General features: G+C 46.4%; 12 protein-coding genes. 5 read left to right on the top strand and 7 right to left on the bottom strand.

The window, feature by feature from the left end:
* The first annotated feature begins 143 nt into the window (after window positions 1-143).
* The 5 genes from ACYVF1_RS22800 to ACYVF1_RS22780 all read left to right on the top strand — a co-directional run bounded on the left by ACYVF1_RS22800 (window position 144) and on the right by ACYVF1_RS22780 (window position 7,191).
* On the top strand, window positions 144-2,264 hold the full coding sequence (locus ACYVF1_RS22800) for a DUF7657 domain-containing protein (RefSeq protein ID WP_461083198.1): 2,121 nt from the start codon (window positions 144-146) through the stop codon (window positions 2,262-2,264).
* Window positions 2,257-2,955: a glycosyltransferase family 2 protein gene (locus ACYVF1_RS22795; RefSeq protein WP_461083196.1), complete on the top strand. Its 699-nt coding sequence runs from the start codon at window positions 2,257-2,259 to the stop codon at window positions 2,953-2,955. Before ACYVF1_RS22800 ends, ACYVF1_RS22795 begins: the two co-directional genes overlap by 8 nt.
* Complete coding sequence (locus ACYVF1_RS22790; RefSeq protein ID WP_461083194.1) at window positions 2,952-3,356, top strand: DUF2304 family protein; 405 nt, start codon at window positions 2,952-2,954, stop codon at window positions 3,354-3,356. The genes ACYVF1_RS22795 and ACYVF1_RS22790 overlap by 4 nt, the downstream gene beginning before the upstream one ends.
* On the top strand, window positions 3,353-4,495 hold the full coding sequence (locus ACYVF1_RS22785; RefSeq protein ID WP_461083192.1) for a glycosyltransferase family 4 protein: 1,143 nt from the start codon (window positions 3,353-3,355) through the stop codon (window positions 4,493-4,495). Before ACYVF1_RS22790 ends, ACYVF1_RS22785 begins: the two co-directional genes overlap by 4 nt.
* 560 nt (window positions 4,496-5,055) lie before the next feature.
* The gene (locus ACYVF1_RS22780; protein ID WP_461083190.1) at window positions 5,056-7,191 is read left to right on the top strand and encodes a LamG-like jellyroll fold domain-containing protein; all 2,136 of its coding nucleotides are present in this window, start codon (window positions 5,056-5,058) and stop codon (window positions 7,189-7,191) included.
* Window positions 7,192-7,385: 194 nt separating this feature from the next.
* On the opposite strand, the gene ACYVF1_RS22775 is transcribed toward ACYVF1_RS22780, so the two are convergent.
* The 7 genes from ACYVF1_RS22775 to rfbG all read right to left on the bottom strand — a co-directional run bounded on the left by ACYVF1_RS22775 (window position 7,386) and on the right by rfbG (window position 14,224).
* Window positions 7,386-8,597, bottom strand: a complete 1,212-nt coding sequence (locus tag ACYVF1_RS22775) for a glycosyltransferase family 2 protein (protein WP_461083188.1) — start codon at window positions 8,595-8,597, stop codon at window positions 7,386-7,388.
* 7 nt (window positions 8,598-8,604) lie between these two features.
* Window positions 8,605-9,342, bottom strand: a complete 738-nt coding sequence (locus tag ACYVF1_RS22770; RefSeq protein WP_461083186.1) for a cephalosporin hydroxylase family protein — start codon at window positions 9,340-9,342, stop codon at window positions 8,605-8,607.
* Between the two features lie 74 nt (window positions 9,343-9,416).
* On the bottom strand, window positions 9,417-10,484 hold the full coding sequence (locus ACYVF1_RS22765) for a class I SAM-dependent methyltransferase (RefSeq protein ID WP_461083185.1): 1,068 nt from the start codon (window positions 10,482-10,484) through the stop codon (window positions 9,417-9,419).
* The gene (locus ACYVF1_RS22760) at window positions 10,481-11,347 is read right to left on the bottom strand and encodes an NAD-dependent epimerase/dehydratase family protein (RefSeq protein ID WP_461083183.1); all 867 of its coding nucleotides are present in this window, start codon (window positions 11,345-11,347) and stop codon (window positions 10,481-10,483) included. Before ACYVF1_RS22760 ends, ACYVF1_RS22765 begins: the two co-directional genes overlap by 4 nt.
* Window positions 11,344-12,570, bottom strand: coding sequence for a methyltransferase domain-containing protein (locus ACYVF1_RS22755; protein WP_461083181.1), 1,227 nt, complete (start codon window positions 12,568-12,570; stop codon window positions 11,344-11,346). The genes ACYVF1_RS22760 and ACYVF1_RS22755 overlap by 4 nt, the downstream gene beginning before the upstream one ends.
* Window positions 12,571-12,575: 5 nt before the next feature.
* Window positions 12,576-13,127, bottom strand: a complete 552-nt coding sequence (gene rfbC / locus ACYVF1_RS22750; RefSeq protein ID WP_461083179.1) for a dTDP-4-dehydrorhamnose 3,5-epimerase — start codon at window positions 13,125-13,127, stop codon at window positions 12,576-12,578.
* Window positions 13,124-14,224, bottom strand: coding sequence for a CDP-glucose 4,6-dehydratase (rfbG, locus tag ACYVF1_RS22745; protein WP_461083177.1), 1,101 nt, complete (start codon window positions 14,222-14,224; stop codon window positions 13,124-13,126). The genes rfbC and rfbG overlap by 4 nt, the downstream gene beginning before the upstream one ends.
* Window positions 14,225-14,234 lie beyond the last annotated feature (10 nt).

Genomic DNA, 14,234 nt, shown 5'->3' with positions numbered 1-14,234 from the left:
CGATTATGACCCGCAAGTTACCAATTCAGGTGATACGTCGCGATAGTTTGGAGAAAAGTGCGTAAGGCAATAAATTTGACGAAAGCCCAATACGTAGCAACCTTTTACGGGTCGGTACGTCTAGTATTAAATTCCATTGATTAATGGCCAAAAAGAATAAACCCATAGCTAATAAAACGGGCTCAGCCGGAAATCCACGTCCTACTACGTCTCCTGCCCAAACCAACGTAACGCCCCCGGTCAGTGTCAGCAAACGGACAGAGCCACCCGCGCCAAAACCAAAATCTGAACCTACTCCCCCGCCCAGCCTACGCAACGATGGCCGTCCGCTGGTGGTGTTCGACAGGAAGATGAAAATCTTTCTGTACACCTGCGCTGCGTTGTATGCCTTTATGATTATGGCCAAACTAAACGGTTCGTCAGTAGGCGTCTGGGACCAGATTATTCCCAGCGGCAACGTAGCGAATCGGACGGTTATTTCCGGGCAGCCGCGTATGATACGTATGGATGAATGGGCTATTTTGACGCCATTTATGACATCGCAGGCCGCCAAAGGGTTTCCAATTAAAAACTTTACAAATGGGGGGGAGAATGGGTCATTAATGGGTCTTCCGGTTAAGCATCCTATTGCGTTAATCAAGCCAAACCTTTGGGGTTTCTTTATTTTCGATTTTGAGCGGGGCTATTCATACTGGTGGGGCTTTAAAATATTCGGAATGCTGATATCAGTTATGATGTTTCTCATGGTGCTGACTAACAGTAATTTCTGGCTGTCGTTGTTCGGTTCAATCTGGGTGCTGCTTTCGTCGGGAACCCAGTGGTGGTTTTCCGTAACGGTGCCGGATATGTTTACAAGTGGGTGCCTTCTTTTTACGGCTACGTGTTACTATCTCTACAGTACCCAAACCCGCACTATAATTATCTCGGCGCTGGTAGCCACCCTCGGACTATTGTGGTTTGCTATTTTGCTGTATCCGCCGTATGAGGTTCCACTGGGATATTTCCTACTAATATGCCTGGCTGGCTTCATCGTTCGAAACCCGGACTGGAATCGAATGAAGAGTGGCTTAAACATGAAACTCGTTTCAGCAGGGATAGCCATCCTTGTCATGGGAATTCTGGGTTATCTCGTTTACAATGATCTGAAAGATACCATCAAGGTACTGGCAAATACAGTATATCCCGGCAAACGTAGTGAATTGGGCGGAACAGGTTTCGTAGGAAACTGGTTCTCCGAGTTTTATTACACCTGGGTCATGGAGAAACAATTGCCTCCTAAATGGCTAAATATCTGCGAGTTCTCGCACTATATGAACTTCGTTCCGGTGTTGGTGCTGGGTTCGGTTGCTACGTTCGTGAAAAATCGAAAAATCGACGTAATGATGCTGGGTCTAAGCATTTTGTCAATTGTTCTGCTGCTCTGGATTTTAGTCGGTTTCCCGGAATTCCTGGCGAAACTAACCCTGCTCAATACCAGCCCGACCCGCCGGACTCAGGTTCCTTTTGGCTTCGCCAGTGTGTTGTTTGCTGTACTGTATATCGATTACGCCAGCAAATCGAGTCAGCTGGATAACAGGTTGGTAACCATTGGTTTGGTAATCGTTCTTGCCATAGCCTCTTACTTTATTTCGGGCACCATGCAGACTGATTCTGGTAACTTGTTCACCACGAATCAACTAATTATATCGTCTCTTCTGTTTATTATACTAAACGGGCTGCTGCTGTTTAGTTTTTCCTGGCGGTATCGGTTCCTTGCTTTTGGGATAATCGTTACGTTGTATTATCTGCCTAATCTAAAGGTCAATCCAGTGAATAAGGGATTGACTGCTATGACGGAAAATACGCTTTTCAGCACGGTGAAAACGATGGGCGAGGCTGAACCAAACGCGAAGTGGGTGGTAATGGGAGACCGTTTTCTATCGTACTTAATTTCTGGCACGGGAGTTGATTTGTTAAGTGGTGTCAAGTTTATTCCGGACTTCAAAACCATGCGTACGCTTGACCCAACCGCCAAACGGGATTCTGCCTATAACCGTTACGCGCATACGGTCTATTATTCGTACATTAATGGTCGCGATACGGTGGTGTTTAACAGTACGTTCGAGGATGGCTATACCGTGGGTATGGACGCCTGTTCGCCAAAACTCAAAGCGCTGAACGTTAAATACTTCGTATTTGACCGGGAACCGCAAGCGGTAGAAGTTCGCTGTTTGAAATTGATGCAGACGTTAGGAAACATCCGAATCTACAGAGCCAATGATTAATGTCGATCCACGTAAGGTGTTTATTGTGATTCCTTCCTACAATGAAGGCAAGGTGATCGCACACACGTTGCAGAAACTCCGGCGGTTCCACAACTACTCGGTTGTTGTGGTCGATGATTGTTCTACCGATAATACAGAGGCTATTCTGAAGAATTTCGACGTGTACTACGTTCGCCACAGCGTCAATCTGGGCCAGGGAGCGGCTTTGCAAACGGGAATGAGTTTCGCGCTGACGCAAGACCCTGCCGTAGTGGTTCACTTCGATGCCGACGGTCAACACAATCACGAAGACATTCCCCGTTTCATCGAAAAAGCTCTCGATGGTAGCTGCGACATAGTACTGGGTTCGCGCTTCATACGTAGCGAAGACTTAAAAGCCGTTCCGCCGTTCCGCCGATTTGTCTTGAAAGTAGCCGCCACAGTGAACGGTTTGATGACCGGCATGTGGCTGAGCGATGCGCACAACGGATTCCGGGTGCTCACACCGACAGCGTTACGTGCCATTCGCCTGCGCGAGAACCGGATGGCGCACGCGACGGAAATTCTGTCTCAAATCCGGAAAAACAAGCTGCGCTACGTTGAACTACCAACGCACATTGTTTACACCGATTACTCAAAGCAAAAGGGACAATCCTGGTCCAACTCGATCAATATTTTACTGGACTTACTGATTAGCCGCCACTTACGATGACAGTTCCAATGATTCTTTCGTTTCGGCCCATCCAGTTACTGCTGGTCGTACTGGTGATTGGGGCGCTGTTACTGGCATTCCGGATTTTCCGCAATAAGTTATTTTACCGGCTGGCGTTTCTGACGTTTCTACTCATTGGTCTGGTGCTGGTCATCAATCCCGATCTGACGGCGTATCTGGCCAATGCGGTGGGTGTTGGTCGGGGTGTCGACATGATTTTTTACATGCTCTTTACGGGCTACGTATTTGTCACGATTATCATCTACCGGCGCTTATTACGTCAGGATGAGGTAATTACGATGTTGGTACGTGACAATGCCATACGTAACGCGCAGAAGAATTTGGAGTCGTCGGCTGCTACGTCGCCTAAAACCAGCAACCCGTCGCAACCGATTTCATGAAGCGTATTTTATTCGTTTTAGATAATTATTACCCTCATATTGGCGGAGCCGAACTGTTATTTCAGAATCTGGCCGAGCAATTAGCTGCTGAAGGTTACTACGTTACGGTACTAACTCCGCGAAGTTTTCCCAATTACAAGGCGTCCGAAACCTACAACGGCGTTCACATTATTCGGCCTTGGGTGCCTAATTTCCTGCAACGATACTTCTTTACGTTGTTTGCGATTCCCAAGGCGATTTCGCTGGCTCGTAAGCATGATATCATTCACACCGCTACGTACAATGCCGCTTTTCCGGCTTGGATCGCATCTCTATTAACGGGCCGTAAATCAGTCATTACCATTTACGAAGTCTGGGGTCAGAACTGGTTCCGATTTGGCGATAGTAAAGTCTTATCGACCGTGCTTTATGTTCTGGAAAAAATGGTGCTGGCGCTTAAATTCAACCAGCACGTGTGTATCTCCGAGAGTACGCTACGTGCTTTCCGGGAAGTACATCCAACCCGACGAGCTACCCGAATTTATCCAGGTGTAGATTATAGCGAAATAGACGAAGCCCGCCAACGCGATCAACCGAATTTAGCCGCCCTTCGCGAACGATTCGGCTTCAAACCAGATGATTTTGTGGTGCTTGGCTTTGGCCGAACGGGCCTCTCGAAAGGATTTGAATATCTGGTACGTGCCATTCCGATGATTCACGAACGCGCGCCTAAGATTCGATTTGTTTTCATCTGGCCCACCGCGCCCAACTTCGTTACGTTACGCGATACGTTGGTTGAGGAAATTAGTCGTTTCCCAAAATCGATTGATGTACAAGTACTTGATAAAAAAACACGGCAGGAGTTACTGAGCTTTATACAGGCTGCCGACTGCGTAGTAGTTCCATCCCTATCGGAAGGTTTTGGCTACGCAGTGGTAGAAAGCAGTTGCCTGTGCGACAAAGTAGTAGCTTCAAATACTACGTCGATTCCAGAGGTAATCGGCGGGAATCATCTTCTGGCTGAACCTGCCAATCCGGCCTCTATTGCCGATGCCGTTGCCAAAATGCAGATAGGTCAGTACGTTACAACACCCCGCCCCACTACGTTCACCGTGCAGAAAATGGTGGATGAGCACAAAGAAATGTACGCGAGTCTTTAGCTTAGGTAAGAGATGGTGAGTACTTAAACCATTCCGGCAGCTCTATGGTGTTTCTCAAAATCGAACAGTTCATGAGTAGGTTCTGAAAACCTCACTAGGCCAGATTCTCAAAGCTGACCCCACGGAAATGATTATTCATGAATTGATAAACTCAACGAGATAGAATTAGCTTTTAATAGATCTTACTTTATAGTCTGGCAAAATTCCTCATTTATAAAGTAACTAAATGAAGTATTCCTCGTCTTACTCAGGAGCTCTTTCATGAAACCCTTCGTTTGAAAACCAAATATGACAAGTGCCTGGTGAAATCATAACAGGCACAGTATAATTTACCTCAGGTAATCTTTACAAAACCTAAATAGCTTTTTATCATATGCCCCCTGAATGACCACTCTATCTAATCCATCCATCTTGTTTTTTCAGACCAAAAAGCTCCTGTTAGCGCCTGGGAATGAAATAATTTAATGTTTAAACAAACTCCAAACTGATTTTAAATTCGATCTATGCAGACATTTTTACGAGCGCTTTTCTTATTGGAAATTAACGTTTTTGTATCATTTATGGCTCTCGCCCAGGCCCCTAGTGCCGGTTTGGTGGCCTACTATCCCTTCAATGGCAATGCTAACGATGAAACTGGGACCGGCCACAATGGCTTGGTAAATGGAGCAAGCGTGACTGCCGACCGCTTTGGCAATGCCTCCAAAGCTTACAGCTTTGATGGGGTCGATGATCGAATTGAGGTGGCTCACAAAGCCGATCTTAATAGTCTTAACTTTACCTATTCCATCTGGGTCAATATTAATGAGTATGGCACCAGTACGTTGGATGAGACACGTATTGCCAGCATGTTGATGGCTAAGTATGGCGGTAGTCAGGGGTTTGTCATTTTCAACAACTTGCCCGGCCAACTTGTCCTTAGGCCTACTCCATCAACCGTTCTGCCAGCGTCAAATGACTACTTTACCAACCAATCCATACCGGTAAATACCTGGAAGCAAGTTGTGTTCACCAAATCGGGTCAGCAGATTCGGTCGTACGTGGACGGCGTTTTATCAAGTACAGGTGTTTATACAGGTAATTACACGCCTTCACCGGAGAGTCTGTATATAGGTTCTGGCCCCTGGCGATCCGACGAGTTTTTCAGAGGCAAACTGGATGATATTCGCATTTACAATCGGGCATTATCAGAAACCGAAGTAACTCAGTTGTATACTAGCGAATCTACACAAGCTACCTGCGCTTCGGCCGCATTTAGTTTTACGGTTTCGAGCAGCAACACAGCGGTCATCTCTAACGCTTCACCCACAGCTACTACCTTAACCTTTTGCAACGGCGGTCAAATGGTAGTAGGTATGTTGACTGCTGATGTACCGACGGCCAATCTTCGTTTTATCGAACGAATGAACTCAGACGGAAACGTAGCGTTTGATGGCCTACCGGTTCCCGCACAGCGGGCACAGACAGACGTAGGAATTGAATACTTCAACCGCTCTTATGGTGCTTATACGTTGCTCAATCCAAACATTACCGGAACCTTGAGCGAAACGTTTACGCCTTATATTGATCTTAACAACGATCGGCGATTCAATCCTGGAACCGAATGTCTCGGACAACCCGCTTTATTTATCTACGATATCAAGAAATCGACCCCTCCGACTTTATTCGCTAGTTCTCTAGTCTCTAACCAGCCTATATCCGTCACCGCCACTGGATGCTCAGGTAGTCTTAACTGGACCCCTGTCGGCGGAATCGGACAGGCTAATGGCAATATCTATACGTTCTCGCAACCCGGTTCGTATTCTCTTTCGGCTACCTGCTCACAAGGAAGTTGTACTGGCCTGCCATCTAATACTCTCTCTTTGCAAATTCAGACCGGCAACTTTGCTATCAGTTCCGTCAATACAATTCAGTGTCAGCCAATTGACGCCAGACAACTAGGCTATCAGGTTCGATTTACTCCTGTTTACTCAGGTACCAACGCTAGCCCGGTCAGCTTCTCGGTTACCAAGGAAATGTTACCCACAACCTCATCCGGCCCTTATAGCCTAACACTTTATATTGATAACCCCAGCGTTGTCATGGTCGCCAAACAATCTGGTAGTCCTGAAGCCCGTTACGTCTACAACTGGCTGGCAGCCTGCCAAACATCCGGGTTTTCCATTGTTGGGGTAAGTACGGTCAGTTGTGAGGTATTAAGGAGCGATCAACGTAGGCTTACGTTTACTCCCCAGTACAGTGGGGTAAATGGTAGTCCAATTAGTTTCTCGGCGGTTAATGAGATATTGCCCACCACGGCAGCAGGGCCATATAGGCTGGATCTTTTCACAGATAATCCAGTAATCAACCTCCGAGCGCAGCAAAGTGGTGTACAAACCAGCTATGCCTATAACTGGCTGCAAGCTTGCCCCGCATCTGGCCGGGTTGGCGCATCGGAAGCTGGAACAGGCTTACAGGTGAAAGTGCTTGGAAACCCTGTACAAACACAAAGTCTGGAATTAGAAATTAGTGGTGTTGAAGGCCAGCGAGTCAATCTGGAGCTAGTCGATTTGGGTGGGCAACGTTTGCAAGATCAACACCTGGAGCAAGCGGGTGTTCTTGACCGGGTTAAACTAAATATAGGCAGTAAGCCAGGCGTGTTTTTACTACAGGTGAGCACAGCTACTCAGCGGCAAGTGATTCGGGTTGTTAAACCGTAACAGCTATTCATTCGTCAATTTAATAAGCCGGGCCTTAGGGTCCGGCTTATTATTGATAGTTGCAGCTTTCTCTTATACTTTTCGCAGCTACATTCTTCCCTCTCTATAGTCTCATCTGAAGCGCAGCTACATGAATGCCCTTCGTCTCAAGTAGGCAGCAATAAGAATATATAGTTTTATTATTCTGACAGACGTTATTTAGCGCTTATACGCGATAGAGCAAATCGCCCCAAGTTGCTTACAACAAAGCCCCAACCGTTATTATTATGCAACAATTTGTCACAGAGTTGCGACGCTTCGTAGACGTTTGTTACCTTCCAACGCGACGCATCGGCCACAGCGATTTTCTGCGACAAATATTTTTTCACTAAGTCTATCTTCTTTGTCAAACCTCCACGCCCACTCGGTTTTGCAAACAACTCTTCGACAAACGATGCTGGAATCTCGTTGAGGTGTGCAACCTGTAGCAACATCTCTTTTGCTTTTTGCTGGTATAAAGACGACTCTACCCGGCTCTCTTTAGCAGCCTGTATCAACGTAGCACGAATATCTGGCGCACTATCGATCAACTTTCGATCATATGCCTGTTGCCAGCTTTCTGAAATTAATACCTGAATGGCGGGCCCAGGAACAAACTTGTGATGAAAAGGAATATTTTCCTCGCTGGAAAACGTAGTCTGCGATTTCTGACTTTTATCCGGACTAAAATAAGAAGAGCCCGTGCTGTGTCCTGATATACCATTTATAATCAGGGGTTTGTATGAATAACCGTAGCGGGGAATGATTTTGGTTAGTGAAACGCCGGAATACACATCTGGAATCTGCGATAAAAAAAACGAACCGCCAGAGCGTTTTTTATTCGTATTAATTATGTCAACCGATACAAAACCTCCGTATAGCCAAGGTAAGTCGTGATACGTCCGAAGTCCGGCTGCTACGTCAGTCAGCACCGCCGACGACTCCAACAGAGTGAAGCCTTTTTTGAGCGGAATAGTTAACAGATTTTTAAGCGCAGGATCAATATGGCTAGGCCAGCAGTAATTAATGGCTTTACTGTTAACAGCTGCTACGTTATACTCCTTAATATATGACCTTACACGCTCAATTGTATCTGGCAAAATACCGTCATCATCACCTACATACGATACGAAGCCTTCAGCGATGTGGCTCAGGGCAAACTCCCAGTTATGCGACATACTGATACGTTTGCCCGTATTTACGTAACGAATACGCGGGTCGCGAAGTGATTCAACATAATCCCGGGTACCATCCTGACTAAAATTATCGCTGACCAAAATTTCGTAATTGTCGACTTGTGGGGTCAGACAGGTTTTCAACGTCCACTGCAACGTAGAAAGCCGCTCACGAGTCGGAATAACAATGGTAATCTTAGGTAAAGCATCCATAGGTTGCTTACTTCACTCGTTTCAAATAGCCCTCAGGCGCGACCGAAATCAGTAATTTATTATCGATAGCGTGATCAATTTCGAAGTTGTCATTCTTCTTTAAAAACTCCCAAACGGCCGTTTTGGGATTATCGCCTTTATCCCAGGGACGATTATTATACAAGTTAGCTGGTAAATCCTCCACAATCGTATCAAAAACAACTAAATAAGAACCTACTGTTACAAAGGGGGAATATAAGGTTAACTCTTTCGCTACGTGATCGTGCGTATGGTTAGAATCTAAACAAACCAGTATCGTTTGTTTTCCAGCAGCTAAAGCTGCTATCTGGTCTACAATCTGCTGATCGACAGACGATCCCTGAATCATTTTAATCCGCTTGAACATTGGATGGCTCTCAATAGCCTGCCGATTATGTTCCCGAATATCGATATCAATGCCAACAACTTCCCCTTTCCCAATCAATTCCAGCATAGAAGCATAGAAAATCAGCGAACCTCCGTGAGCAATACCTGTTTCTATGATAATGTCGGGTTGAATACGCCAGATTAATTCCTGCATCGCCACCAAATCCTGTGGGTACTGTATAATTGGGCGACCCATCCAGGTGAAATTATACGAGTATTGCTCCTGAATAGAAACAGTATTGAATACTTCGGCAGCCTCGGTCAGGGTTTTATTATTCGGGTAGGAAGCGACTCGCTGAGCAGATTCGTTAAAGAACTGGGTTATTGGCTGATTGTCCATAATACTAGGAATGTTAATAAAGAAAATCTTGAAGATCAATTTATTTGAACGTCAGTGTCTGGCAAACTGCTACGTTATTCTAAAGGCAGGATATTATACGTACCCGGCGCAAACTGAGCCTTGATTTCGTCCAGATAATTGGGATTCATAACCAGAATATGTCGAACGTCGGTGCGAGTGCGGAAAGCGTCTGGACTCAAAACCGGATGACCAGTTCCTGCTACGTATCTGCCGTATTTTCGAGGGCTGATATCAACCAGACATTTAACAAGCGTTACCTCTCTGTCCAGTCGATTTACAAACGTCGAACCTTTGGCGCCAGCGCCCCAAACGGCAATCCCTTCCTGATGATACTGTTCAAGCCACTTCGTCCATTTTTCGAGCGTACCGGAGAAGTCAAGCATTAATTTGTCTTTATCAATAACATGCTCATCAATCGTCGACTTTAAATCGGCCAAATCGGCAAATAAATACATATACTGCCCATTAAATAGCCGCCCCGTTTGGGCTGTCGAAAAAAGGTTACCGAATGATGATTCTGTAAAGTAATTGCAGTGCTCATAAAATACGTCCCAAAACGCATTATTGTCGGCTATCCAGTCAAGCGTTGGAACTTCAATAAAGATTTTGCCCCGATGCCCATTCGCTTCAGCAATTGTTCGTAAAAACGAAAACGGGTTTGGGATGTGCTCCATAGTATGGCGTAAAATGAGCATATCGCCATTCGTTTTTTCATTGTTTTGGCCAAAGTAATCCTTTACAATGTAATCTGCATCGCCTTCATAAGTGGGGTCATAGCCGGTTACATAATATCCTTTCCTGCGTAAATGCTCCAGAAAATAACCCTTCCCACAGCCGATTTCGATGATATTCAGCGATTTATTATGGTTAATAAAGGATTCTACTGTATCGGACACTTCTTCCAGATAATGCTGGAAATATGGCGAATAATTCTGCTCGTTCTGGTAGTTTTCATCGTACTCCATTAATTGGGGGTCGAAATACCGGTTTTTGACGAGCCCAGAATCGGGGTCAATAACTAACTCGACATCGCCGGTTGTGGACTGTACAGCATCCTGAAATGAAGGATAAAGTTTATTCTGAAAGATCGGTATATGGGTTACTGAATAAAGTGCATTCATGGATTCAGTATGGTTTGTAATTTTTGATTATCTCCCCAGAAAGCCAGCGGCTCATAGTCGGGGTACGGGTAATAACCCAGATTAAGCTGGAGCTGGTACTTATGTTCTTGCATAAATCGTTCCACTAATGTTCGTACAGATACCGGCTGACCGCTACAGATATTAAAAATTCCGGTAATATTCTGTTGCATAGACACTTGAATAATGCTCGATGTTACGTCGGTTACGGTCAAATAATCGCGTAACTGTTCGCCTTTAGACATGTTGAACGTAGTGTCGCCACGTAACGCGGCTGTTTCCAACTGCGCTAGCAAGGATTTTGGGTTTTGCCCACGCCCGTACATATAAAATAGCCGAAGCCATTTAAACGATACGTTCCGGCCCGCTACGTATAACTCAAGCGATTTTCGTAATGTATCTTTTGCCAGCCCATAAGCTGTTGTTGGAAGCGTCGCCAAGCTTTCAGAAAGACAACCTGACTGTAGGCCATATTCCAGACAAGTGCCTGTTACGGTCAAATTGGTTAGACCATTAGCCAGAAAATTCGTCAGAAAACGATAATGCTGGAGCCAGTACGTATCGAGATGCGCCATCGACCGGTAATCAGGTAACCCCGACCAAGCCAGATGAATTACTACGTCGGGTTTCCCAAAATGTGTAAACAGGTCTATATCGGTAGAATCAGCAGCAATGTCAAACGGAATAAACTGCACTTTCGGAAGCCAGTTTGCTCGCTCTGTTGAGGGCTCGGTTCGGGCGGTTGCGATAATACGTACGCCCTCTATCGCCAGCAATTGTTCGATGATGTGCTGACCGATAAAGCCTGTTGCGCCGGTTACCAATACTGTTGTTACGTTGCTCACAAAACCGTTAGTTCAGGAATGGCTACCACAAACTGCCCACCCCATTCGCGAATATAAGCCAGTTGTTTCGTGATTTCGTCGCGGATGTTCCAGGGCAAAATCAGAACGTAGTCGGGTTTGTTGGTTTTTAATACGTCTTCCTGTACAACGGGAATGTGGCTGGCGGGCAAAAACTTGTTCTGCTTAGCAGGATTGGCATCCACTACATAGTCGATGAGGTCATGCTTCACGCCACAGAAATTGAGCAACGTATTACCTTTGGCAGCCGCGCCATACGCTGCAACCGATTTCCCGGCCTCTTTCTGATCAATCAGGAAGCGTAGCAGTTTCAGTTTTATCTGCTCTGCCTTATCCTGAAAACCGTTATAGTGATCCAGCGTGGTTAGGCCAGCTTCTTCCTCTTTTTTAAGCAGGGTCGCTACGTTGTCAGAAATCGCCAACGTATCATTTTCTGCGTGTTTGGCGTAGATACGTAGCGAACCGCCGTGCGTCGGGATTTCGTCTACATCGAACATCACCAGCCCCTGCGCGGCAAAAATCTGGCTGACGGTATAGAACGAGAGGTACGAAAAATGTTCGTGGTAAATGGTATCGAACTGGTTCTGAGCAATCAGATTTAGTAGATGCGGAAATTCCATTGTCACTACGCCGTTCGGCTTAAGAATAATCTTCATCCCCGCCACAAAATCCACGATGTCGGGAACGTGCGCCAATACGTTGTTTCCCAACAACAAATCGGCTTTTGTGCCTTGCTGTGCTAACTCACGAGCCAGTTCGGTTCCGAAAAAACGGGTAATCGACGGAATTCCTTTCTCAATCGCTACGGCAGCCGTGTTGGCGGTTGGCTCGATGCCCAAAACGGGGATATGTTTTTCGAGGAAATATTGCAGCAGATAGCCATCGTTTGACGCTATTTCAACCACCTGCGAGTCTTTATTCAAGCCGAATCGCTCGGTCATCCTATCCACGTAGCGTTTGGCGTGAGCGAGCCAACTGGTTGAAAATGAAGAAAAATAGACGTAGTCACTATCAAAAATAGCGTCCGATTTTTTGTATTCATCAACCTGCACCAGAAAGCACTTCGGGCATGTATAGACCTTTAGCGGATAGAACGTTTCGGGTTCGTTGAGTTGCTCCTGCGTCAGAAACGAGTTCGACGCGGGCGAGTTGACCAGATCGATAAAAACGTGCTCTAAAGGTGTTTCACAAAAACGGCAGTTCATGACAATCAAATAGTTAAGCCGACGAATCGGTCATCTAAAAGTGGGTGTGTAGCGTCGCGCTCCGATAAATCTGTAACAGGTAAAGGCCAGTCGATTGCCAGCTTCGGGTCGTTGTAACGAATGGCGCTTTCCGATTGGGGTGTGTAATAAGCACTGTGGCAATAAACGAGCTGACAATTTTCGGTAAGCGTCTGGAAACCATGCGCAAATCCTTTCGGGATGTACAGCATCTGCCCGTTCTCCTCCGATAACTCCGCGCCAAACCACTTCAGAAAGGTTGGTGAATCTTTTCGTAAATCAACTGCTACGTCAAAGACTCGGCCAGCCACGCAACGTACCAGTTTGATTTCAGCAAAAGGTGGGTTTTGAAAATGTAGGCCACGTATCGCACCTGTCTGACGGGTCATCGAGTGATTCATCTGCACCCAATCTTCCGTATGGCCAATCTGGCCGAACAACTGTTTATCGTACGTACGGGCAAACCAACCCCGGCTGTCGCTACGTGGCGACAACGTAATGAGGTAAGTGCCGGGTAAAGATGTTTCCGTAAACGTCATTTCGTCCAGATAAGATCGTGTTTTTGAGCCTCTGTTACGTATGCCTGCAAATCGTCGGACGTAGTAAGTAAGTTTTGCTGGTAATACGTTCGATACCAGTTGATGGTACGTTCGATAGCCTCGCTGGTTGACCAGACTGGATACCAGTTTAGCGATTGGTGCGCTTTGGTGCAGTCGAGTTTTAATACGTGTGCTTCGTGCGGGTTTTGCGCCGATGGCTGTTCATCAATACCTACTACGTCCCAATGTTGCTGCGCCAACTGAACTACCTCCCGAACGGACAAAATATCGTCAACCGCAGGCCCGAAATTCCAGCCTGTTGCGGCTGCTACGTTCCCTTCTAACAGTTGTTGGCCCACCAGCAAATAACCCGATAGAGGCTCCAGTACGTGCTGCCACGGACGAACGGCTTCAGGGTTTCGAATGATGACACGCTTCCCCGATACACTTCCCCGAATTAAATCTGGAATCAGCCGGTCGGCGGCCCAATCTCCCCCACCGATTACGTTTCCGGCACGTACGCTGGCAATCAACGTATTATGAATTTGGCCGTATTGAGAAGGATTGAAAAATGAATTTCGATAACTACTGGTTACCAATTCTGTTCCGCCCTTCGACATGCTATAGGGATCGTAACCGCCCATAGGGTCACTTTCGGTTAGGGCATGGCCATCCTCGGGATTTTCGTAGCATTTATCGCTCGAAATAATGACAGCAGCTCGAACGGAAGGCGTTTGTCGAATGCATTCCAGCACTTTGGCCGTACCTATTACATTCGTTTCAATAGTCTCTAGCGGATGTTGATACGAATAACGTACCAGAGGCTGCGCGGCCATGTGAATCACTACATCCGGTTGAGCCTCCGCAAATGTTTGTTTTAGTTGCGCCAGATCGTTGATGTTACCTAGCTGGCTTGTAATGGGTAAGTCAAGTAACTCCCAATGGCTCGGTTCGCTGGGAGCAGGTAATGCATAGCCAACTACTTTTGCGCCAAGCTGGTGCAGCCAGAATGCCAGCCAGGAGCCTTTGAAGCCCGTGTGGCCGGTTAGAAGCACAGTTTTGTTGCGGTATTGGTCGGCGAAAAGAGGTTTCGTCATGAGTCAGGCG

Source organism: Spirosoma flavus (assembly GCF_054778555.1).
This window is presented reverse-complemented; position numbering and strand designations above follow the sequence as displayed.

What these genes read in the sequence shown, in the direction of transcription:
- ACYVF1_RS22800 (WP_461083198.1), top strand. Translation starts at nt 144, where the DNA reads ATGGCCAAAAAGAATAAACCCATAGCTAATAAAACGGGCTCAGCCGGA.
- ACYVF1_RS22795 (WP_461083196.1), top strand. Translation starts at nt 2,257, where the DNA reads ATGATTAATGTCGATCCACGTAAGGTGTTTATTGTGATTCCTTCCTAC.
- ACYVF1_RS22790 (WP_461083194.1), top strand. Translation starts at nt 2,952, where the DNA reads ATGACAGTTCCAATGATTCTTTCGTTTCGGCCCATCCAGTTACTGCTG.
- ACYVF1_RS22785 (WP_461083192.1), top strand. Translation starts at nt 3,353, where the DNA reads ATGAAGCGTATTTTATTCGTTTTAGATAATTATTACCCTCATATTGGC.
- ACYVF1_RS22780 (WP_461083190.1), top strand. Translation starts at nt 5,056, where the DNA reads ATGGCTCTCGCCCAGGCCCCTAGTGCCGGTTTGGTGGCCTACTATCCC.
- ACYVF1_RS22775 (WP_461083188.1), bottom strand. Translation starts at nt 8,597, where the DNA reads ATGGATGCTTTACCTAAGATTACCATTGTTATTCCGACTCGTGAGCGG.
- ACYVF1_RS22770 (WP_461083186.1), bottom strand. Translation starts at nt 9,342, where the DNA reads ATGGACAATCAGCCAATAACCCAGTTCTTTAACGAATCTGCTCAGCGA.
- ACYVF1_RS22765 (WP_461083185.1), bottom strand. Translation starts at nt 10,484, where the DNA reads ATGAATGCACTTTATTCAGTAACCCATATACCGATCTTTCAGAATAAA.
- ACYVF1_RS22755 (WP_461083181.1), bottom strand. Translation starts at nt 12,570, where the DNA reads ATGAACTGCCGTTTTTGTGAAACACCTTTAGAGCACGTTTTTATCGAT.
- rfbC (WP_461083179.1), bottom strand. Translation starts at nt 13,127, where the DNA reads ATGACGTTTACGGAAACATCTTTACCCGGCACTTACCTCATTACGTTG.
- rfbG (WP_461083177.1), bottom strand. Translation starts at nt 14,224, where the DNA reads ATGACGAAACCTCTTTTCGCCGACCAATACCGCAACAAAACTGTGCTT.